Origin of the sequence: uncultured Tateyamaria sp. (assembly GCF_947488715.1) — a bacterium.
Classification (GTDB): Bacteria; Pseudomonadota; Alphaproteobacteria; order Rhodobacterales; family Rhodobacteraceae; genus Tateyamaria.
Window position 1 is genome coordinate 606,868 of record NZ_CANLAG010000001.1, and the last position, 20,151, is coordinate 627,018.

Here is a 20,151-nt window from a genome sequence, read left to right on the forward strand (position 1 = left end):
GTTCCTTACTTCAATCGTTGGACATAAACCGCGCGGGCCGGATCGTACCAGGTGCGCGAAAATTCGATGGGGGCGGGCGGATCGGACCAGGACAGCCGCTCGATATACCCCACGGCGTCGCCGGGGCGCGGGCCATAGGCATCCGGTGCCCAATCCGGCACCGGGCCCAGCGACACGCGGTCCTCGGCGCGCTGGATCCACAGGCCCAGATCCTTGCGATAGGTGGCATAAAGGGATTCGGACATCGTCGCCTCCGACACGATTCCCGCATCCGCATCCAGCCAGATCTCCTCGACGCCCATGATTGTGTCATTCAGCGACCGCAACCGCCGGATGCGAGTCGCTCGTGTCGCCGTGCCGAAGGTCGGCAAATCGGCGGGCTTGTCCATCACATCCACCGACAGCACCTGCGCCCGCGGCAGGCCCCCGCCCTCCAGCAGTTCCAGCCGGAACATCGCGTATACGGTGCCGGTATCCCCGCCCGCGCGCACATAGTTGCCCGACCCCTGCACGCTTTCGATCAGACCCTTTTCGCCCATATCCCGCAGGGATTTGCGCAAGGTGCCGACACTCACGCCCAGCTCCGCCGCCATGTCCCGCTCGGGGGGCAACCGCTCGCCGTCAATCAGCCGCCCGGCCACGATATCCCGCGTCAACAGCTCGGCGATCTGCACATAGATCGGCAGCGACTGGGGGGATTGGCGGGGGCTGGTCATAGGATGCGGCGACGTGGCGTTTTGAAAATTGATACACCATTGATCTACATCAATGACAGTGTTACGCAAGGGGCAAGTTGAAGCGAATGAAAGACCGAAGATGACAGTCGTCCCCATCACCTCCCCAGACCTCGACGCGGCCGAAGTGTCGTGGTTCTCGGCGCTTTGCTCGGACGACTACCAGTTCCTCGGCGTGCCGGATGGCGATTTGCGCTCGTCCTGGGCGCATTGTTCCGACATCGTACGCGAGGCCGAGGCTCAAGGCTTCCGCAACATCCTGTGCCCGTCCTCCTATCAGGTCGGTCAGGACACGCTGTCCTTTGTCGCGGGCTGTGCCCCCATCACGTCGAAGATTAACCTGCTGGCCGCCGTCCGCTGTGGCGAGATGCAGCCCATCATGCTCGCCCGCACCATCGCTACACTCGACCACATGCTCGAGGGGCGGCTGACGGTCAACATCATCTCGTCCGACTTCCCCGGTGAAAAGGCCGACAGTGATTACCGCTACCAACGCTCGCGCGAGGTGGTCGAGATTCTGAAACAGGCCTGGACCCAGGACGAGATCAACTACGCGGGCGAAGTCTACAACTTCTCCGGCCTCACCACCGACCCGGTGCGCCCCTACCAAACCGGTGGCCCGCTCCTTTACTTCGGCGGCTACTCGCCCTCTGCGCTGGAACTCTGCGGCCAGCACTGCGACGTCTACCTCATGTGGCCCGAGCCACAGGAAAATCTGGCAGGGCGGATGCGCGACGTGAATGCCGTGGCCGAGAAATACAACCGCACGCTGGATTACGGCCTGCGTGTCCACATGATCGTCCGCGACACCGAGGCCGAGGCCCGCGAATACGCCGACTACATCGTGTCGAAACTGGATGACGAATACGGCCAGCTGATCCGCGACCGCGCACTGGACTCGACGTCCCTTGGCGTCGCGCATCAGGCCAAGGCCCGCGAACTGGCGGACAAGTTCGGCTATGTGGAGCCAAACCTCTGGACCGGCGTGGGCCGGGCGCGCTCTGGCTGCGGTGCCGCCCTTGTCGGCTCCACCGATCAGGTCATGTCCAAGATCGAAGAGTACCAGAAAATGGGCATCCGCGCCTTCATCTTCTCGGGCTACCCCCACATCGACGAGGCAAAACATTTCGGCGCGCGCGTCATGCCGCACTTGAAAACCTGTTCGCTGCCCCATGCTTATGGCCGGGTGCCCGCACAGGCACCTGCAACACCCCTTGCCGCAGGAGAGCGCCGCTAATGGACCGCGTCCAACTATCCGACACCCTGAATTTTTCCCGCATCGTCTATGGCATGTGGCGTCTGGCCGATGACACGGACACCTCCGTGGCGCATGTGCAGGCCAAGATCCACGCCTGCCTCGATCAGGGCATCACCACCTTCGATCAGGCCGACATCTACGGCGGCTACGTGGCCGAGGCCGTGCTGGGCGAGGCCCTGCGCGCCGACACTGCCCTGCGGTCCAAGATGGAGATCGTGACCAAATGCGACATCGTGGCCCCAGTGGGCCGCTATGCCGATGCGCCGGTCAAATATTACGACACCTCCCGCGCCCACATCATGCAGAGCATCGAAAACTCCCTGCGCGATATGGCGATTGACCACATCGACTTGCTGCTGATCCACCGTCCCGACCCGTTCATGGACCACCATGAAACAGGGGCCGCGCTGGACGAGGCCGTGGCGAGCGGAAAGGTCGGTGCCGTAGGCGTGTCGAACTTCCGCCCCTGGGATTGGTCCCTGCTGCAATCAGCGATGAAAACCCCGCTGGTCACTAACCAGATCGAGATTTCGCTCAGCGCGATCGACCCCTTCACCAATGGCGATCTGGCCTTCCACCAACAGCACGGCCAACCCCTGATGGCATGGTCGCCCTTGGGCGGCGGCGGGCTGATGACGGGCGGCGACAAACTGCACGCCGTCATGGACGAGATTGCCAGCGCCAATGGCGTGGACCGCGCCGCCGTGGCGACCGCGTTCCTGCTGGCGCATCCCGCACATATCATCCCGGTCATGGGCACCAACAACATCGACCGGATCAAGAACATCGGCGCAGCGACCAATGTGACGCTCGACCGACCCACATGGTTCCGTCTCTACGAGGCGGCGCTTGGACACGAGGTGGCCTGATGACAATGCAAAGCCCGAACCAACCGACTGTGTTTTCCCCCGACGCCGACAGCAGCCGCCAGCTGCGCGACGCCTTCGGCAAATTCGCGACCGGCATCACGGTCATCACCGCCCCCAGCGCAGACGGCCCGGTCGCCATAGTCGCCAACAGCTTTTCGTCCGTGTCGCTGGATCCCGCACTGGTGCTGTGGTCCGTCGACCGCGGCGCGCGCCGCTTTCCCTATTTCGAGGCGGCGGACCACTACGCGATCCACGTGCTGGCGGCAGAACAGCAGGACGTATGCAGCCTGGCTGCGCGCAACGCCCACATGCTGAACGACCACCCCCACACGCTTAACGCTGATGGAGTGCCGTTGATTGATCATTGCCTTGCGCGGTTCGAATGTCGCAGGGTGGCTGCACATGACGCGGGCGACCACGTCATCATCGTGGGCCAGGTCCAGCGCACCGAAATGCGCGATGGCCAGCCGCTCACATTCTTTGCCGGCCAGTTCGGCAGCCTATCCAGCTAGGACAGGCCCAATACCCGCCCGCGGGGTGAAAGCGGAAAATGGGCCACGGCAGAACAAACTGCCGGGCGACCGACAAAGGGAGGGCCCGCAATGGGCTTATTACTGACGGTGCTTGCACCGCTCAGCTGGGTGAACGCCCTCGTGCTCAAGTTCGGGCGCGCGGTCGGTATTGCCGCCATCGCATTCATGGTGGCCGCGATCCTGATACAGGTCGTGGCCCGCTATATCTTCAACAACGCCCTGCCCTGGCCGGACGAGGCCGCACGCTTCTGCATGCTGTGGATGACCGGCCTGATGGCCCCCACGGCCTTCCGGCGCGGCGGCTTCGTGGCGCTCGACATGATCTCGGGCCTTCTGTCCAAACGGGTCGCGGCCCTGCTGGGCCTCGTCCTCCTCCTGATCTCGCTCGCCATCCTGATCGTGGCCGTCCAGATCGGGTTCAAAGAGGTCACAGGCTTTGGCGGCCGATTTGCCACCGCATCGCTCTACCTGCCGACATTCGACGGCTGGTTCCGGGTGCCGCGCAGTTGGATGATGCTCTCGCTCTTTGTGGGTGTGGTCCTGCTCTTGAGTGTGAACATCGAATTGATACTGCGCAGCATCGTGACTTTCCTGGGCGGCGGCGACCGTTTGCCCGATCTCGATCTGGGCGACATGGCCGCGGGGAGCGAATGATATGCTGATCTGGTTTCTGCCTCTCTTCCTGCTCTTTTTGCTGATCGGCCTGCCGGTGTTCTTCGGCCTGCTGGCCGCCCCCGGTCTGCTCCTGTGGATGAACGGTCAGGAAAAGGACATCACCCTCCTGTACCGCAACGTCTACAACGGCATGGACAGCTTTCCGCTGATGGCGATCCCGTTCTTCATGCTGGCCGGTGAATTGATGAACAAGGGCGGCATCACCATCCGCCTCGTGCAGTTCTCACAGGCGCTCATGGGCCACCTGCGCGGGGGGCTGGCACAGGTCAACGTGCTGTCCTCGATCCTGTTCGCAGGGCTCTCGGGCTCTGCCGTGGCGGACACCTCCGCGCTCGGCTCCATGCTGGTCCCCGCGATGGAAAAGGAAGGCTACACAAGACGCTACGCCGCTGCGATCACCGCCGCCAGCTCTGTCATCGGCCCGATCATCCCGCCCTCGGGCATCATGATCATCTACGCCTATGTCATGGGCGAAAGCGTCGCGGCGCTGTTCCTTGCGGGCATCGTGCCGGGCATCCTCGTGGGCGTGGGCCTGATGGTGATGATCCGCGTCACCGCCGACAAATACGACCTGCCCGCGGCCAAGCGGGTGGAGTTCGACGGCGTCGAACTGGGCGCGTTGGAAAAATGGGTCAGCTTCGCGCTGGCGCGTCTGAACATCGGCCTGCTGATCTGGGTCATCGCGCCGCTGCCCGAAACGTCGGGCCTGATGACATGGGTGACGTTCCTCGCCGCCGTGGCTGTGGCCCACGCGCTGCTGCTGGCACTCCGCACGCAGGTCAGCTCGGACTTCCGCACCATCTGCAAACGCGCCATCGTGCCGCTGCAAACGCCTGTACTGATCCTGGGCGGTATCCTCGGCGGTGTCTTTACCCCGACCGAGGCCGCCGCCGTCGCCGTGGCCTACGCGGTGTTCGTGGCGTTCTTTGTCCTGCGCACCATGTCGCTCCGGGACCTGCCCGACATCCTCAGCCGGGCAGGGCTCACCTCGGCCGTGGTGCTGCTGCTGGTGGGGGCCGCCATGGCGTTCAAGACGGTCGTGTCGCTGTCCTACGCGCCGCAGATCCTGGCCGACTACATTCTGACCCTGTCGGAAAACCCGCTGATCCTGCTGTTCCTCATCAACCTGCTGCTGTTCATCGTCGGCATGTTCCTCGACGCAGGCCCCGCCATCATCATCCTCGGGCCCATCCTCGCCCCGATCTTCACCGATCTGGGCGTCGACAGCATCCACTTTGCCATCATCATGTCGGTGAACCTGACCGTGGGGCTGGCCACGCCACCCATGGGCCTTGTGCTGTTCGTCGCCGCGGCGGTCAGCAAGGAAAAGGTCGAAACCATCGCCAAGGCGATCCTGCCATTCCTGGCCATCGAAATCGCGGTGATCTTCCTGATCACCTACGTGCCGGCCATTTCAATGACGATACCCCGCCTGACGGGGTTCGCGAACTAAGAGCTATAACCGGGAGGACTTACCACTATGCTCAAAAACACCCTCAAAACCCTGACCGCAGCCGCGCTTGTCGCGGGCTCCGCGATCATGGCGCAGGCTCAGGATTACACAATCCGCGCCACCGCCAACTCCAACACCAATGACGAAGACTATGACGGCCTCGTCGTGTTCAAAAACTATGTCGAGGCAGCCTCCAATGGCGCCATCGCCGTAGAACTCTTCATTGGCACACAGCTGTGCTCGAACGGCGCGGAATGCCTGCAAGGCGTGGCAGACGGCTCGATCGATGTCTACATCTCCACCTCCGGTGGCGCGTCGGGCATCTTCCCCTACGTGCAGGTCCTCGATCTGCCCTACCTGATGGCCGATGACCGTATCGCCGAACACGTGTTGTCGGGCGACTTCACCCGCAAAATGCGCGCCATGGCACTGGAAGACTCCGGTGACGCGATCCGCCTGATGACCATCGGTAACACCGGCGGTTGGCGCAACTTTGCCAACACGCAACGCCGTGTGGCTGAACCCGCGGACATGGACGGCCTCAAGATCCGCACAGTCGTCGCCGACCTGCCACAGGAACTGGTCAAGGCTCTGGGCGCGTCCCCGACCCCGATCCCGTGGCCCGAGCTCTTCACCTCATTCCAGACCGGCGTTGTCGAGGGTTCGAAAAACGGCATCACCGACATCATGGGCATGAAATTCCCCGATGCGGGCCTGCAATACGTGACACTGGACGGCCACGCCTACATGGGCGCGCTGTGGTGGATGTCGAACCAGAACTTCATGGCGATGCCCGAAGACATGCGCCGCGTCGTGGTCGACGGCTTCTATGCGCTGCAACAGGCGACATTCGCCTCGCCCAAGCGCAAGTCGATCCAGGCTTACGAAGACTTCGTGGCCGGCGGCGGTGACCTCTACGTGCCGACACCTGCACAAAAGGCAGCCTTCGCCGAAGCGGCAGCACCTGTGAACGACTGGTTCACCGCCAACGTGGCCCGTGGGGATGAGATCCTGACCGCGCTGCAAGAGGCCGTGGCCGCCGCCGAAGCGGACGTCAACGCCGCGCGCGACGCCGACCTGAACTAAACATGCGGTGCGCCCCGAGGGCGCATCCTACGGCGGGCCGCTCCTTTGATGGGGGCGGCCTTTTCTTTTGCAGTGGGTGACTGATCCGTGGGCCCTGCCCATCGCGGGACAGTCTTGGACGAACGGCACGACGCTTTGCCGTAAAAACCCGCCCCGACGTCAGCGCCCTATAGCGAGAACGCCAAAGGCGAGTATCACCATCACCGTTCTGGCGTGATGCCAAATCGACCATTGCCGCAGCACCGCTATCAGCTCTTGATCGTTGTACGCATGTGCGGCCAGCCTGTTGTTGATCGTCCGGAAAAAGACAAAGAACGAGGCGAGGGCCAGGCCGCAGAGAAACGCCGCCGTCCAAGTCGCGGGCCGTCCATCGAGGATCGCCAAGTCCATCGACGCCATGACCGCAAGCGCCGTCAAAGGCGCGAAATAACGAAACAGCCGGGGTCCTCCCGCGCCATGCAGGTCATAAACTTGGCCGCTGGCAAACCACGCCAAAACGGCACAAGGACCATGCCTTCGGTCAACAGGCTGCCCGCGAGCAAACCGACGAGGATCAATGTGATCTCAAACATGCTCCGCCCCCCGCGTTGCCCGCGCGATCCATAGCCCCAGCAGAGGGAACAGGACGAGTTCAGCGACCAAGGACGGTGCAATGTCGCGGCTCATCAGCAGCGCCATATCGCTCTGCGTCAACCTCATCAGCCCCCCGACAAAGATCATGCCAATCAGCACGATCAAGACAGTCCGCAACCGTTGCAAGGCAAACGCCCCGGCAACAAACAGCACACCCACACATGTCCACACGCCCGCGATAAAGCGCGTGTGATTGTCCTGAACGGCGAATGTACCGGGGTCGGTCACTTGCACGAAGTCACCCGCGCCTTGCCAGCCCAGCGTTTCAATTCCGCCCAGCCCGACATTCAGGCCAAGCCAGATGATCGCTGCGCCACTGAGCAGCAGAAGAGATTTCAAAAGTACCAACATTGTCTTGTCCTCTTTCAGTTGGAAACGTGGAGCCCTGACAGATGACGCCCAAGCATGCGGCAGCCGCGATGGTGTGATGGGCCGACCCCCCAATCGGTGCGCGGACGGTCTTGCCATCACGGCGGTTCAACGCATGGAATGCAGTTCTGAATGCCACAGGAAACTCCCTGCAATATACGCGTACACTTAAATATACCGACCTGTACATATTAAATCATACGCGTATACTATTTTGTGATGACAGGCGCCGATCGCCGTGAGGACCCGTAACAATGCCCGAGCAAACGCCTACACGCGGACGACCTACACTGTCACAGGACACCTTGGCGGAGCGCCGCGACGAAATCGCTTCCGTCGCCTTGCGCCTGTTTCTGAGCGAAGGCTTTGCATCCGTCTCAATGCGCCGCTTGGGAAAGGAAGTCGGCCTGACGCCGATGGCCTTGTACCGATACTACCCCAGCAAGCTGGACATTCTCGCCCGACTTTGGGGTTACATCATTGGCAAGGCGTTCGACCGTGTCACGGCCGCCACGCAGGGCGCGGACACGCCCGAAGATGCGCTGTCACAGGCCGCACAGGCCTATGTCAGCTATTGGTGCGAGAACAAGGATCATTACCACCTTGTCTTCATGAACCCCGGCGTTACCGACACGGACGTGCGCAGCTTTGTCGGAGAGGAAGAGACCATTGCCCGGTATGACGTCTTTTTCCAAGCCGTCGCCAAAATGCGTTCCGCAGATCGTATGGCCCCTTCCGTGAAAATCGCCACCGATGGTTTGATCTGCCATTTGCACGGGATCATGCATTCCCTGATCACCATGCAGGGGTATCCATGGACACAGGCGGACACGCTGGTTGCAGATGCAGTTGAGCGCGTTGGCCGCTGACCTTCGCGGCATCGCAGGCCTCAAGCCACCAACAACCAAGCCACTCAAACTTTGCACCAGAACAAGCGGACATAGTCCGCCCACAGACAAAACGAAGCGCTGTGCGCTCTAACGCCCGTCGTTCGGATCAACGGCCCGCACAGGTGTCCGTGCGCGCCACCGGTCATGTGCAAAGAGTACCGCCAAAGTGGCCGCAACAGCCGTGATCCAGATCACCTCGGCCTTCATCATCAAGAGCGCCGCGAGCGCCAAACGCACGGCAATCTCCCAAGGCGCCAGCCGCGCCCGGTCAAAGACGGCCAACGCCGATGACAACAGGTACAACGCCAGCCCGAGGCGCATCAAGAGCAGGACAAGCGCCAGAATATCAAGCTGGCCCCCGTACCCGGCGAGGAACGCGCCGTTGGCCGATTGCGGGTCCAGGATCGCCTCCTTGATGAGCAGCAGCTCGGGGTGAAAGGCGAACACAAACGGGATCACAAAGATGACGATCCCGGATTTCACGGCGGACAGGCCCGTCGCCATCGGCTCGGCCTTGGTGATCGAAGCGGCGGCAAAGGCGGCGAGGGCGACCGGGGGTGTGATGGCGCTCGCCACGGCAAAGTAAAAGATGAACATATGCGCTGTGAAAAACGACAACCCCAACCCGGCCAGAACGGGGCTCATCAACAGGGCCGCGTTCACATAGGCCGGGACCGCAGGCATCCCCATGCCCAACAAAACGGCCAGCAGCATCGTCAGCAAAAGCGCCACGAACTGCGGCAACGCGGTGCCGGCCGTGCCGAGGTTGAGGCTGTTGAGCCAGGCCAATACGTCCAACGATAAAAAGACGGGCAGCCCCGTGAACGACAGGCAAAAGTCGATGATCGAGACCGCCAGAAACATCAAGTACAGCGTCGCGATCAAAACACCCGCCCCAGAGAGCGCGTCGACAATCTTGCGCGGGCGTGCGCGGATTTCCGGATCCAGCAAGAGCAACACCAACAGCAACATGACCGCCCACCAGCCCGCCGCACCCGCCGATCCGGAAGAGTTCTGGACCGCCTGCAAGAACCAACTCAGGCTCTCAACCTGACAGGTGCCGTCGTTGAACACGCGATCCGCACCCAGCACACCGCCCAACAGGCCGCAGCCCACCGCATCCTTCGAGATCAGCAACAGCGTCAGGATCAGCAGGATCGGGCCAAAAACCATCACGAGGTTCAGGTAATCCTGCCGCTCCAGGATCATGTCGTCCGTAATCTCGCCAATCGCGGTGAGGTTCTGTTTGCGCGACTGAAACACCGCCGACAGGAACAGACAGAAGAAATAGGCGATGGACGGGATGATCGCCGCGACGATGACGCTGGAATACGGGACCGAGGTCAGCGACGCGAGAACGAAGGCCGCAACACCCATGACCGGCGGCATGATGGACCCGCCGGACGAGGCGGCGGCCTCAACACCACCCGCAAACACTTTGGAAAAGCCCCGCTTGATCATCATCGGGATGGTCAGAACACCCGTCGACAGCACGTTGACGATGGGCCCGCCAGAGATGGTGCCGAACATGGCCGAGGACACGATGGCCGCATGTGCCGGTCCTCCGCGCAGGTGCCGGGTCCAGCGAAAGGCGAGCTTGATCAAGGACCGCCCACCGGCAGAGCTGCCAAAGAGCGAACCAAGCACGAGATAGGGAAAGATCGTGTTCAGCACGATATCCATGAACCGACCCAACAGACCGGAGGCGTTGTTGACCAGAACGTCATGCACCCTTGGCCGTCCGTCAGACAGCAGGCGCGGCTCGCCCGCCAGTTTGGTGACCAGGTATTTGTTGATGTCGTCGGCGCCGTACACATACCAGACGAGCACCGTCAGAATGGTGTAACCCGCCACCGCAATAGCTACGATGACCAGCGGCAGGCCCCAGACCTTGATGTTGTAAGACAGGAAAACCACCACCGCGAGACCGACAATCAGAACCAGCCAGCCGCCCGTGGTGTTGACGCATTGCGGGTCCTCGACTGTGGTGGGCGCAGGCAGGCCCAGGCTTTCACTGAACTCCGCAGCGGCGGCGAGGCTTTGCGCAATCAGCCGCGCGCGGTCGCCATTCAGGCGGTCGATCAGACAGACAGATTCGATTTCGACCAGATAGGTGACCGATATGGTCATCGCCATGACCACCAGGGCGACGTCCAGTGCCAGCCCCATCGCGCGGCGCATCGCACTGCGCCCGACCCAATCGCGCCACATCGAGTGTTTCAGGACCACCACGCACATCATCAGCGCGAAAAACAGGGGATAGAACCACTCGGTCGGGAACTTGCGAAACCGCATCCCGTTTTCACCGAAAAAAGAGGCCGTTAGATCGTCGTATCCGGGGATGCCGGGCGTGGAATTGATCAAACCCACCATGACCAGCACCAGTGAAAGCACATAGAGCAAGCGGCGCGCGAAACCGTGCGTCCCCTGCTGGTCGGGCGATGCCTCAGACATGGTGATACCTACCCCTCAAGAAAGGGCCGCACGCGAGATGCGCCCGGCCCCGATCTCGTCTGCTTGCTTACTTGGCGCAGTCAGGCAGCGTGTAGCCGGCTTCCTCCCAGGCCGCGACGGCGCCGGGGTGGTACTTCATCGGATTTGTGCCGCACATATCCGTCACCTCAGGGTCCGTTTCGCCATGCCATGTGACGGGCATGAAAGACGCTTTGGCGTGGTAAATCGTCTCGATGTTTTCGATGAACGCCGTGGTCAGTGCCTTGGCCGTGTCAAAGTCCATGTTCACGTTTACCACGTCTCCGCCCACGGTGGCCGGGCCACGGAAAGTGTCGTCTTCGGACACAACCGTCACACCGTCGCCGTAACCCATCTCTGCCACCGGCATCGAGAACCTGACCGTACCGGGAAGCTTGGCGATCTTCTGGAATGCCTCGCCTTCATGCACGTCCTTGGGCATCGAAAAGACGGTGATGTCGCCAGAGGCCAGTGCCGCCGTGATGCGCGGATCGGGGAAGGCCTGCGGCAGGACAAAGGCATCGGCCGATCCGTCCTGGATCGTCTTGACGGCCTGTCCCCAGTTCACCTGCACGCCCGTGTAACCGGTGCCTTCCTCAAGGCCGGTCACCGTCTTGGTCAACAGGCGCGCATTGGTCAGGGCCGCACCGCGCGGCGGACCGTTGTAGATGGTTTTGCCTTCCAACCCGTCCCAGCCGGAAATGTTCGCGCTGTCATAAACAAAAAGCCCCTGCACCGAGACACGGTAGGTATAGAGCACCGCCAGATTGTCGGCGAGGTCCGCGCCCGCTTCGGCACCCAGACCAGCGTAGGGGCCCACACCGCGCGACATCAGGAACGGCAGGATAAAGGGGGCGGCGGCAATGTCGGTTTTGCCTTCGGCGACGTTCTGCACCGAATTGGTCAGCGTCTGGCCCGCGGTCACCTGAATGTCGGCGATACCGGCTTTTGACGCGGCCTCCGACAGCGAAATGATCGAGATCCCCGGCGTTGTGTTCGGCGCCGCGGTCTCCGCAGTCAAAATACCCTGCGCCATGGCCCCAGAGCCGATGCAGGCCGCGGCAATCACCGCCGCAATTCGTTTGTTTGACATCATATTTCCTCCCAGATGATGCGTGTTCTTTGAGCGTGACACCGCTTTTGTTAGCTGCTTATATCTCACCCACGGTCAAAAAATCGATTTTTTTGGTTTTGGGGAATATCTGTAACCAGATTAGGACGTCGCGCAATGCCCGAGTTAGAACTCTTTGTCGCTCCCAACACATGTGCCCGCGTGGCAACCATCGCGCTCGAAGAGATTGGCGTGCCGTTTGAGACGACCCTGATCCGCACGGCGGCCAACCAGCAAAACTCGCCCGAGTTCCTGAAAATCAATCCCAAGGGCAAGGTGCCGGCACTGCTGATCGACGGCGCGCCCCTGACCGAGAATGTCGCAATCCTGAGCTGGCTGGCCGCGACCTATCCAGAGGCGCATCTGTTGCCCGAAACCGACGACCAGCTTGCCGCGCTCAAGCAGACGGCAGACCTCGCCTTTTGGGCCGGCACCGTTCATCCCGTCGTCACCCGGATCGCCATGCCCATGAAAATGATCCCCGACGCCGCGCAGTCTTTCGAGATCGTGCGCCCCAAAGGGGTCGAGGACATGAACAAGATCATGAAGATGATCGACACCCGCCTTCAGGACGGTCCTTGGTGGTACGGCGAGACGTGGTCGATCGTGGATGGCTACCTCTATTGGGTCTGGGGGCGGATCACCGGCGTCGGCTATGACGGCACCGCTTTCCCGAACGTCCAGAAACACTTTGAACTCAGCAATGCGCGCCCCGCCGTGCAGCGCGCCATGGCCCGAGAGGAGGTCAATATCGACGTCCTCAAATCCGAAAACCTCTACATGCCTCCGCGCTAGCCCAGACAAAAGGCAACACGATGAACGTCCTCTGGATTATGGCCGACCAACTCCGCTGGGACTATCTCAGCTGTTATGGCGCCCAACATATCGCGACCCCCAATATCGACCGTCTGGCGGCCAAAGGGGTCAGGTTTGACCGCGCCTACGTGCAATCCCCGATCTGCGGTCCCAGCCGGATGAGTTTCTATACAGGCCGGTATGTGCGCAGCCACGGTGCCACCTGGAACGGCTTTCCCCTGCGGGTGGGCGAGCCCACATTGGGCGACCACCTGCGCGAGGTCGGCGTCACCAGCACGCTGGTCGGCAAGACCCACATGCGCCCCGACGAAGAAGGCATGAAACGCCTTGGCATTGATCCCGAAAGCACCATAGGCGCGCTGGTCAGCGAATGTGGTTTCGAGGTCTTCGTGCGGGACGACGGCACCAATGCGGCCACCGACAAGAACCGGCATGCCGAAGACTACGAACGTTACCTGCGCGCACACGGGATGGGCGGCGACACCCCGTGGGAGGAATGGGCCAACACCGCAATTGGCCCGGACGGCACAAAGAAATCAGGCTGGTTTCTGGAAAACGCACCCTTGCCCGCGCGCGTTCCCAAAGAGCACTCGGAAACCGCATGGCTGACCACACGCGGGATCGAATTCATCGAAAGCCAGGGGGACAAGCCCTGGCTGTGCCACCTCAGCTATATCAAACCGCACTGGCCCTATCTGGCCCCCGCGCCCTACAACGACATGTACACGCGCGATGATCTGCCACCCGTGAACCGCCGGCCGCAGGAACACAGCCACCCGCTTTTGCAAGCCTGGACGCAGACGCGCATCTGCAAGAGCTTCTCCCGCGAAGATGTTCGCGAGATCGTGGCACCTGTCTACATGGGGCTGATCAAGGAACTCGACGACAACATGGGCCGGTTGTTTGGCCACCTCGAACAGAGCGGGCGGATGGACGACACCATGGTCGTGTTCTGCTCGGATCACGGCGACAACATGGGGGATCACTGGATGGGCGAAAAGGACCTGTTCTACGATTGCTCCGCCCGAATCCCGCTGATCGTGTATGACCCCCGGACCCAGGCAGACAGCACGCGCGGCACATCATGTGACAAGCTGGTCGAGGGGATCGACCTGGCGCCTACATTTCATCAACTTATGGGCGGCGAGGCCAAGCCCCATGTGATGGAAGGGCGCTCGCTTGAACCGCTCTTGCACGGTCAGGATGCGCCGTGGCGCGACTATTGCATCTCGGAATACGACTATTCCACCCGCGACGCCCGCCAGGACGTGAATGTCGATGAAAGCGATGCGCGCCTCGTCATGGTTTTCGACGGTCGTTGGAAATACGTGCATGTCGAACTGATGCGCCCGATGCTGTTTGACCTCGAAACCGACCCGGACGAATTGCACGACCTGGGCGACAGCCCCGACCACCAGGATCAGATCGCGCGCATGCGGGACCTGCATTTCGAATGGGCGCGCAAGCACCACTCGCGGATCACCCGCAGCCCCCAGATCATCGAACGCATGGCCGCGGGCAAGGAACCGCCCGGCATCTACATCGCCTATTGGGACCGCGAAGAGGCCGAGGCAAACGGGTTGGTATCACCGCCACATCTGGACGCCTGAGACCCAACCCAGTCTAGGCCGACACTGCCTATTTGAAGTGCGCGGCCTGACCGGACAGAGAGACTGAAAGGCTCACGCTGCCTTCGTTGATCAGCCACTTGCGGATCTCATAGTCTCGCGCGCCCGAAAGGTGCATGGGATCATTGATGGCTAGCACGTGGGCGGTTTCAAAATCTGGCGCGCGATAGATCATCATGCCTTCCGCGTCCATCGCTATCCCGGTCTTATCCGAAATCGGCCCGGCCAGGAACAACACGCCCTCAGCCTCCAGCTTCTTTTGATAGGCCAAGTGATCGGGCAACGACTCTTTGACCAGCGAAATATCGTTTGGCGTGCTTTTGATCACATACAGCTCCAGCGCAAGCGCGCCGCGCGCCTTGGCCTCTGCCTTGTACTTGTCCCAGTCTGGCACGTGGATGTCCTCCCTCTTTGTCAACGCGATGCTATCGGCAACGTAAAACCCTTCAAGTTAAAAAATCGATTTTATTGGACAACGCGCAAAAATACCGATTATCTCCCAAAAGAAAGACGGGGGGACACGGCTTGAGTTCGCATTTGGAGCAGCTCCGGCAATCCGCGCAGGATGATGTGCGTGGGCTGCGGGGCAAGATTGATCGTCTGTCGGATGATCAGATTGATCTTATCCTGACCGGGGCGCGGTCGCACTATGCCTGGACGGATCGGCCCGTCGCCGATGATATGTTGCGCGACATCTTCGACATCATGCGCATGGGCCCAACCAGCATGAACACCTGCCCGGCGCGGCTGATCTTTGTCCGCTCCACCGAGGCCAAGGAACGTCTCGCGAAATCCCTCAAACCCGCGAATGTGCCAAAGGTCATGGGCGCTCCGGTCACCGCGGTCATCGCGCATGATCTGGGATTCTGGACCCATCTGCCCCGCCTGTTCCCGCACGAGGATCGCCGCCCGATGTTCGAGGGCAAACCAGCGCATATCGAGGCCACGGCCTTTCGCAACGCCACGCTTCAGGGGGCGTATTTCATGGTCGCCGCCCGTGCGCTCGGGCTGGATGTCGGTGCGATCTCGGGCTTTGACAACGCGGTTGTGGATGCTGAGTTCTTTGAGGGCACAACGCTCAAATCGAACTTCCTGTGCAATGTCGGCTACGCGGATGAAACCGCGCTGTTCCAACGCTTGCCCCGGTTCGACTTTGACGACGTGTGCGAAATCATCTGACACAGGAGCCCGGCAATGACCGTCAAGATGAAGACTTCCGTGACCCTCACCGCCCGCGCTGAATGTCCCTCGCATTCGTTGTCACAGGTCGCGGTGCGCGATCTGGTGCAGATGATCGACGAACCCACGGCGCGGGGCGGCACGAACAAGGGGTTCACCCCGACCGACACCGCCCTGAGCGCCCTGATCGGCTGCACCAACGTGATCGGCCACAAATGCGCGGCGAAACTTGGCGTGGACATCGGCCACCTGAACATTTCGGCCACCTGCCGCTTCAACCGCCTCGGCGTGACCCTGAGCGACGAAATCGACGTCCCCTTCGAAGAGATCGACCTGGTCGTCATCTCGGACGGGACCGCCACACAAGATGAACTGAACGCAGTCGCGGCCGACGTCGCGAAATACTGCCCGCTGGCCAAGCTCTTTCGCGGCGCCGGCACCGTCATAAACGAAGACTGGCAAAAAGCCGGCTAACAACCAACTTGGGAGGAAAGACATGAAACTGACACGGCGTCTGGCCCTAGCAACCGGGCTTGCACTGGGATTGGGAGGCGCGCTTGGCAGCGCGGCAACCGCTCAGGAAACAATCAATCTGACCGCCATCGACGGCTATCCGGCGCGGGCAATGTGGGTTCAGGAATTTTCGAATTTCTTTATCCCGCGCGTGAATGAAGAGCTGGCAAAGACCGGCGCGTACCAGATCAACTGGATGGAAGCCTACGGCGGCCAAATCGTGAAACCACGCGGCGTTCTCGAGGGGATCAAGCTGGGGCTGGGTGACATCGGCATTGTCACCACCATCTTCCACAACTCGGCGCTGCCCTCGCAGGGCATTTCCGCCGTGACCCCCTTTGTGGCCGCAGACGCCCGTGTCGTGGCGCAGGCCGTCGACGAAATTGCGCGTGAATTCCCGCAAATGAGCGCGGAACTGGCCGCTGAAAATCAGGTCTACCTCGCCACTGGCGTTGTGCTGGACACCTACCAGATGTTCTCGAAAACGCCGATCAATTCGCTGGCGGACATCGAGGGTCTCAAAGTGGCCGGTGCCGGGTACAACCTGCGCTATCTCGAGGGTATTCCGGGTGCCGCAGGCGTGCGCGGCGGTCTGCCCAACTTCTACAACATGCTGCAAACCGGTGTTGTCGACGCGGCGATGCTCTGGCCCGAAGCGGCCAAGACCTTCAAGATCGCAGAGGTCGCGCCCTACATGCTGCGCGCCGATCTGGGTGCTGTGAACTCCAAGACGGTCACCGTGAATGCCGACGTGTGGGAAGGTCTGCCGCAGGACGTAAAGGATGTCTTGCAAGCCGTGGCGATTGAATATCGCGACCACGTTGCAGGCGTCGCCATGGACCGCGCCACCGCATCGCGCGAGGCCTATGTCGCAGGCGGCGGCACGATTGTCGAACTGAGCCCCGAGGCGCGTCAGGCCTGGGCCGACGCCATGCCGAACATCGCGGTTGAATGGGCCAAAGAGATCGACGTCGCCGGTGGTCCCGGCTCTGCGATGCTGGCCGCCTACATGGGCAAGTTGAAAGCGGCGGGCATGACCCCGTTGCGCGACTGGTCTGCCGAAGCCACCAACTAGGCACGGCAGGAAAACATGATGGCCTCCGTGCTGCACAAAATCCGGTCTTTCACCGAGACCGTTGCAATCATCGCCAACGTCAGCGGGGCCTTTGTCCTGCTGGCGCTGGTGGTCATCATGAATATGGACGTCATTGCGCGGGGCGTGTTTCATGCCCCGTTTCGCGGTGTGGTCGAGCTGGTGATCTTTGCCCTCGTCCTCATCGTCTTTTTGCAACTGCCCGATGTGGTCCGCACCGGCAGGCTGACCCGCTCGGACGGGTTTCCCAGCCTGATGCGCGCCAGGACGCCGCGTCTCGGCGAGGGTCTGGAACGCATCATTCACGCGGTGTCTTGCGGTTTCATGTTCATGATCGTCTGGACGGTCTGGCCCGAGTTCACCGAGGCCTTCGAGAGTTGCCACTTCTTCACGCCGCCCGAATTTGGCGCACAGCCCACCGGCGCGTTCTGGCCTGATTTCAAGGCGGCGCTGGCGCGGTGCGACTACTTTGGCACGCCGGGCATTATGACTGTGCCATGGTGGCCCGCACGTCTGGCCATCGTCTTTGGCTGCGTGATGGCGGGCCTGCTCTTTTTCTTCAAGGCCGCGTTGGGTGATCCCCAGCCGATCTCCGATGAACACAGCGAGGTCTAGGCCATGAGCCCGGTTGAAATCGGCATGTTGTCCGTGCTGGCGATTGTCACGCTGGTCTATCTGGGGCTCTACATCCCCGTGGCGCTGGGCCTTGTGTCCTTTGTGACCATCTGGATCATCTCGGGCAAATCCATCCTCGCCTTCAATTTTCTCAAGATCGCGGTGGGTGACGGGGTCACGGAATACGAATTTGCCACGATCCCACTGTTCACCCTCATGGGCTTGCTTGTGTCCAAGGCGGGATTGGGCCGCGACATCTACGAAGTGATGAACTCCGCCTTTCGGCGCGTGTTGGCAGGGGTCGGCATGGCCACCGTGGGGGCCAATGCGGTCTTTGCCGCGATCACCGGTTCGTCCATCGCGTCGGCCTCGGTCTTTACCAAGATCTCGGTGCCCGAGATGCTGCGGTTCAACTACAACAAACGCTTTGCCGTGGGCGTTGTGGCGGGGTCGTCCGTTTTGGGCATGATCATCCCGCCCTCTGCGATGTTGATCATCTACTCCTTCGTGGCCGAACAATCGGTGGGCCACATGTTCCTCGCGGGCATCATTCCCGGCCTGATCCTGACCGCTGCCTATATCGTGGCCATCTACGCCATGGCGCGGCTTTGGCCGTCGTACATCGGGTCAGACATTGCCGTCGACGACAGCGCGGGCCTGAGCACGTCGGAAATGATCTCCAAGGCGTGGCCGGTTGTTGTCCTCATCATTCTGGTGCTGGGCGGCATCTACACCGGCTGGCTCACCCCGGTCGAGGCGGGGGCCGCCGGTGCCTCGCTGGCGCTTATCGTCGCGCTGGTGCGGCGCTCTATCAACTGGTCCGGGTTCTGGTCCACTCTGGTCGAAACCGGGCACATCACGGCCGCGATCCTGCTGCTGATCACCATGGCCTCCTTCTACAGTCGGATGCTCGGCTTTGCGGGCCTGCCAAACGAACTCAACGCCGTGCTCAACGCGTGGGAGCTGTCCTTCTTCCAGATCATGCTGATCTACGTTCTGCTGATGCTGGTCCTCGGCACCCTGCTGGACACCGCCTCGATCATCCTGATCGTGGTCCCGCTCTTTATCACACTGATCGAGGAAATGGGGCTCAGCCTGATCTGGTTCGGCATCGTCACCGTCATCGGCGCAGAGATCGGATTGCTGACGCCGCCGCTCGGGATTTCCTGCTTTGTGATCAAAAGCACGCTCAACCGGCGCGACATCAGCCTCAAGGACGTCTTTCTGGGCGCGCTTCCCTTTGCGGCCATCATGCTCTGTGTGCTCATCCTGCTGATCCGCTATCCGGTTCTCTCCACCGCCCTGCTTAACTAGGAGCCGACGCTATGAAAGACGTATCCATCGACACGATCACGCAGGCCTTTCTGGATTACTGCGGCCCCGACACCGACCCGCGCACGCTGTTTGTGCTGCGCAAGATGGTCGAACACATGCACGCCTTTGCCAAGGAAACCGAACTGACGCACGCCGAATGGATGCGCGGTCTCAAGTTTCTCACCGATGCCGGGCAAATCTCCGACGATGAGCGCAACGAGTTTGTCCTGATCTCGGACGTCACCGGCATGTCGTCGCTGGTGGACATGCTGGGCTCGCGCCACGAGGGGACCTCTTCGAGCGTTCTCGGCCCGTTTCACTCAGTCGGCGCACCGCATCTGCCCGTCGGGGGTGACCTCAAGAAAGACAACGAGGGCGCAACCGTTCTCGTCGAGGGCGTGGTCAAAGGCACCGACGGCCATCAGATCGAAGGCGCTGTGATCGAGCTTTGGCAGACGGCGGAAAACGGCCTCTACTACAGTCAGGACACGGGGCAGGGCGACTTCAACCTGTGCTGTTCAATGACCACCGGGACCGACGGGCGCTATGCCATGACCACGGTCAAACCCGCACCCTACAAAGTACCCGACGACGGCCCGGTGGGCGAGTTGTTCCGCGCTACAGGCCGCGAACCCTGGCGCCCATCGCACCTGCATTTCATCGTGCAGGCCGAGGGCTATCGCGCATTGGTCACCGAGGTGTTCGCCAATGGCGACCCCTATCTGGACCAGGACGCGGTGTTCGGCGTCCGCGAGGACCTGATCATGGACTACATCGAGTGCAGCGACCTGGACGCACTGCCGGATGACCTCCAGATCGGCCGAAACGCCACCGTTCCCTATTACAAAGTCAATTTCGATTTCGTGCTGGCGCCCGAGGCGGCGCAGACACCGACCTGAAAGGAAAAAAC

Annotated in this window: 22 protein-coding genes; 15 read left to right on the forward strand and 7 right to left on the reverse strand. The window is 61.5% G+C overall.

Annotated features, from left to right (window positions below; translation table 11 throughout):
* Window positions 1-5 precede the first annotated feature (5 nt).
* Entirely contained in the window at window positions 6-716 is a 711-nt protein-coding gene (locus tag Q0936_RS03085; RefSeq protein WP_299292833.1) for a GntR family transcriptional regulator, read from the reverse strand.
* A 100-nt stretch (window positions 717-816) separates the two neighbouring features.
* On the opposite strand from Q0936_RS03085, the gene Q0936_RS03090 reads away from it, so the two are divergent.
* From Q0936_RS03090 to dctP, 6 genes are all read left to right on the forward strand, one after another.
* Window positions 817-1,971: an LLM class flavin-dependent oxidoreductase gene (locus Q0936_RS03090; protein WP_299292835.1), complete on the forward strand. Its 1,155-nt coding sequence runs from the start codon at window positions 817-819 to the stop codon at window positions 1,969-1,971.
* On the forward strand, window positions 1,971-2,861 hold the full coding sequence (locus Q0936_RS03095) for an aldo/keto reductase family oxidoreductase (protein ID WP_299292838.1): 891 nt from the start codon (window positions 1,971-1,973) through the stop codon (window positions 2,859-2,861). Before Q0936_RS03090 ends, Q0936_RS03095 begins: the two co-directional genes overlap by 1 nt.
* Entirely contained in the window at window positions 2,861-3,373 is a 513-nt protein-coding gene (locus Q0936_RS03100) for a flavin reductase family protein (protein ID WP_363323269.1), read from the forward strand. Before Q0936_RS03095 ends, Q0936_RS03100 begins: the two co-directional genes overlap by 1 nt.
* A gap of 90 nt (window positions 3,374-3,463) precedes the next feature.
* Window positions 3,464-4,048, forward strand: coding sequence for a TRAP transporter small permease (locus tag Q0936_RS03105; RefSeq protein ID WP_299292840.1), 585 nt, complete (start codon window positions 3,464-3,466; stop codon window positions 4,046-4,048).
* Between the two features lies 1 nt (window position 4,049).
* Window positions 4,050-5,522, forward strand: coding sequence for a TRAP transporter large permease (locus tag Q0936_RS03110; protein ID WP_299292842.1), 1,473 nt, complete (start codon window positions 4,050-4,052; stop codon window positions 5,520-5,522).
* 27 nt (window positions 5,523-5,549) lie between these two features.
* On the forward strand, window positions 5,550-6,608 hold the full coding sequence (dctP, locus tag Q0936_RS03115) for a TRAP transporter substrate-binding protein DctP (RefSeq protein ID WP_299138467.1): 1,059 nt from the start codon (window positions 5,550-5,552) through the stop codon (window positions 6,606-6,608).
* A gap of 159 nt (window positions 6,609-6,767) precedes the next feature.
* Here the strand turns inward: dctP and Q0936_RS03120 are convergent, their stop codons facing one another.
* From Q0936_RS03120 to Q0936_RS03130, 3 genes are read right to left on the reverse strand one after another with little or no spacing between them, the layout of a single operon-like run.
* Window positions 6,768-7,007 carry a DUF1772 domain-containing protein gene (locus Q0936_RS03120; RefSeq protein WP_299292844.1) on the reverse strand — a complete coding sequence of 80 codons (240 nt, stop codon included), beginning with the start codon at window positions 7,005-7,007 and terminating at the stop codon, window positions 6,768-6,770.
* A gap of 14 nt (window positions 7,008-7,021) precedes the next feature.
* Complete coding sequence (locus Q0936_RS03125) at window positions 7,022-7,180, reverse strand: hypothetical protein (protein WP_299292845.1); 159 nt, start codon at window positions 7,178-7,180, stop codon at window positions 7,022-7,024.
* Window positions 7,173-7,592: a DUF4345 family protein gene (locus Q0936_RS03130; protein WP_299292846.1), complete on the reverse strand. Its 420-nt coding sequence runs from the start codon at window positions 7,590-7,592 to the stop codon at window positions 7,173-7,175. Before Q0936_RS03130 ends, Q0936_RS03125 begins: the two co-directional genes overlap by 8 nt.
* A 272-nt stretch (window positions 7,593-7,864) precedes the next feature.
* Here Q0936_RS03130 and Q0936_RS03135 point away from each other — a divergent pair, with 272 nt between their 5' ends.
* On the forward strand, window positions 7,865-8,479 hold the full coding sequence (locus Q0936_RS03135) for a TetR/AcrR family transcriptional regulator (RefSeq protein ID WP_299292848.1): 615 nt from the start codon (window positions 7,865-7,867) through the stop codon (window positions 8,477-8,479).
* A gap of 108 nt (window positions 8,480-8,587) precedes the next feature.
* Here the strand turns inward: Q0936_RS03135 and Q0936_RS03140 are convergent, their stop codons facing one another.
* Complete coding sequence (locus Q0936_RS03140) at window positions 8,588-10,954, reverse strand: TRAP transporter large permease subunit (protein ID WP_299292850.1); 2,367 nt, start codon at window positions 10,952-10,954, stop codon at window positions 8,588-8,590.
* A 67-nt stretch (window positions 10,955-11,021) separates the two neighbouring features.
* A complete protein-coding gene (locus Q0936_RS03145; RefSeq protein WP_299138449.1) occupies window positions 11,022-12,068 on the reverse strand; it encodes a TAXI family TRAP transporter solute-binding subunit in 1,047 nt (348 codons plus the stop codon).
* Between the two features lie 132 nt (window positions 12,069-12,200).
* Between Q0936_RS03145 and Q0936_RS03150 the strand changes: the two genes are divergently transcribed.
* Window positions 12,201-12,878: a glutathione S-transferase family protein gene (locus tag Q0936_RS03150; protein ID WP_299292852.1), complete on the forward strand. Its 678-nt coding sequence runs from the start codon at window positions 12,201-12,203 to the stop codon at window positions 12,876-12,878.
* 20 nt (window positions 12,879-12,898) lie between these two features.
* Window positions 12,899-14,509, forward strand: coding sequence for an alkaline phosphatase family protein (locus Q0936_RS03155; protein WP_299292854.1), 1,611 nt, complete (start codon window positions 12,899-12,901; stop codon window positions 14,507-14,509).
* 28 nt (window positions 14,510-14,537) lie between these two features.
* Here the strand turns inward: Q0936_RS03155 and Q0936_RS03160 are convergent, their stop codons facing one another.
* A complete protein-coding gene (locus Q0936_RS03160; RefSeq protein WP_299292856.1) occupies window positions 14,538-14,921 on the reverse strand; it encodes a YciI family protein in 384 nt (127 codons plus the stop codon).
* A gap of 131 nt (window positions 14,922-15,052) precedes the next feature.
* On the opposite strand from Q0936_RS03160, the gene Q0936_RS03165 reads away from it, so the two are divergent.
* From Q0936_RS03165 to Q0936_RS03190, 6 genes are read left to right on the forward strand one after another with little or no spacing between them, the layout of a single operon-like run.
* Complete coding sequence (locus tag Q0936_RS03165) at window positions 15,053-15,706, forward strand: malonic semialdehyde reductase (RefSeq protein ID WP_299292858.1); 654 nt, start codon at window positions 15,053-15,055, stop codon at window positions 15,704-15,706.
* A 15-nt stretch (window positions 15,707-15,721) separates the two neighbouring features.
* Window positions 15,722-16,180, forward strand: coding sequence for an OsmC family protein (locus Q0936_RS03170; protein ID WP_299292860.1), 459 nt, complete (start codon window positions 15,722-15,724; stop codon window positions 16,178-16,180).
* A 22-nt stretch (window positions 16,181-16,202) separates the two neighbouring features.
* Window positions 16,203-17,294, forward strand: coding sequence for a C4-dicarboxylate TRAP transporter substrate-binding protein (locus tag Q0936_RS03175; RefSeq protein ID WP_299292862.1), 1,092 nt, complete (start codon window positions 16,203-16,205; stop codon window positions 17,292-17,294).
* A gap of 15 nt (window positions 17,295-17,309) precedes the next feature.
* Window positions 17,310-17,927: a TRAP transporter small permease gene (locus Q0936_RS03180; RefSeq protein WP_299292864.1), complete on the forward strand. Its 618-nt coding sequence runs from the start codon at window positions 17,310-17,312 to the stop codon at window positions 17,925-17,927.
* Window positions 17,928-17,930: 3 nt separating this feature from the next.
* Complete coding sequence (locus Q0936_RS03185; RefSeq protein WP_299138428.1) at window positions 17,931-19,241, forward strand: TRAP transporter large permease; 1,311 nt, start codon at window positions 17,931-17,933, stop codon at window positions 19,239-19,241.
* 11 nt (window positions 19,242-19,252) lie between these two features.
* Entirely contained in the window at window positions 19,253-20,140 is an 888-nt protein-coding gene (locus Q0936_RS03190) for a dioxygenase (protein ID WP_299292866.1), read from the forward strand.
* The last annotated feature ends 11 nt before the right edge of the window (window positions 20,141-20,151 follow it).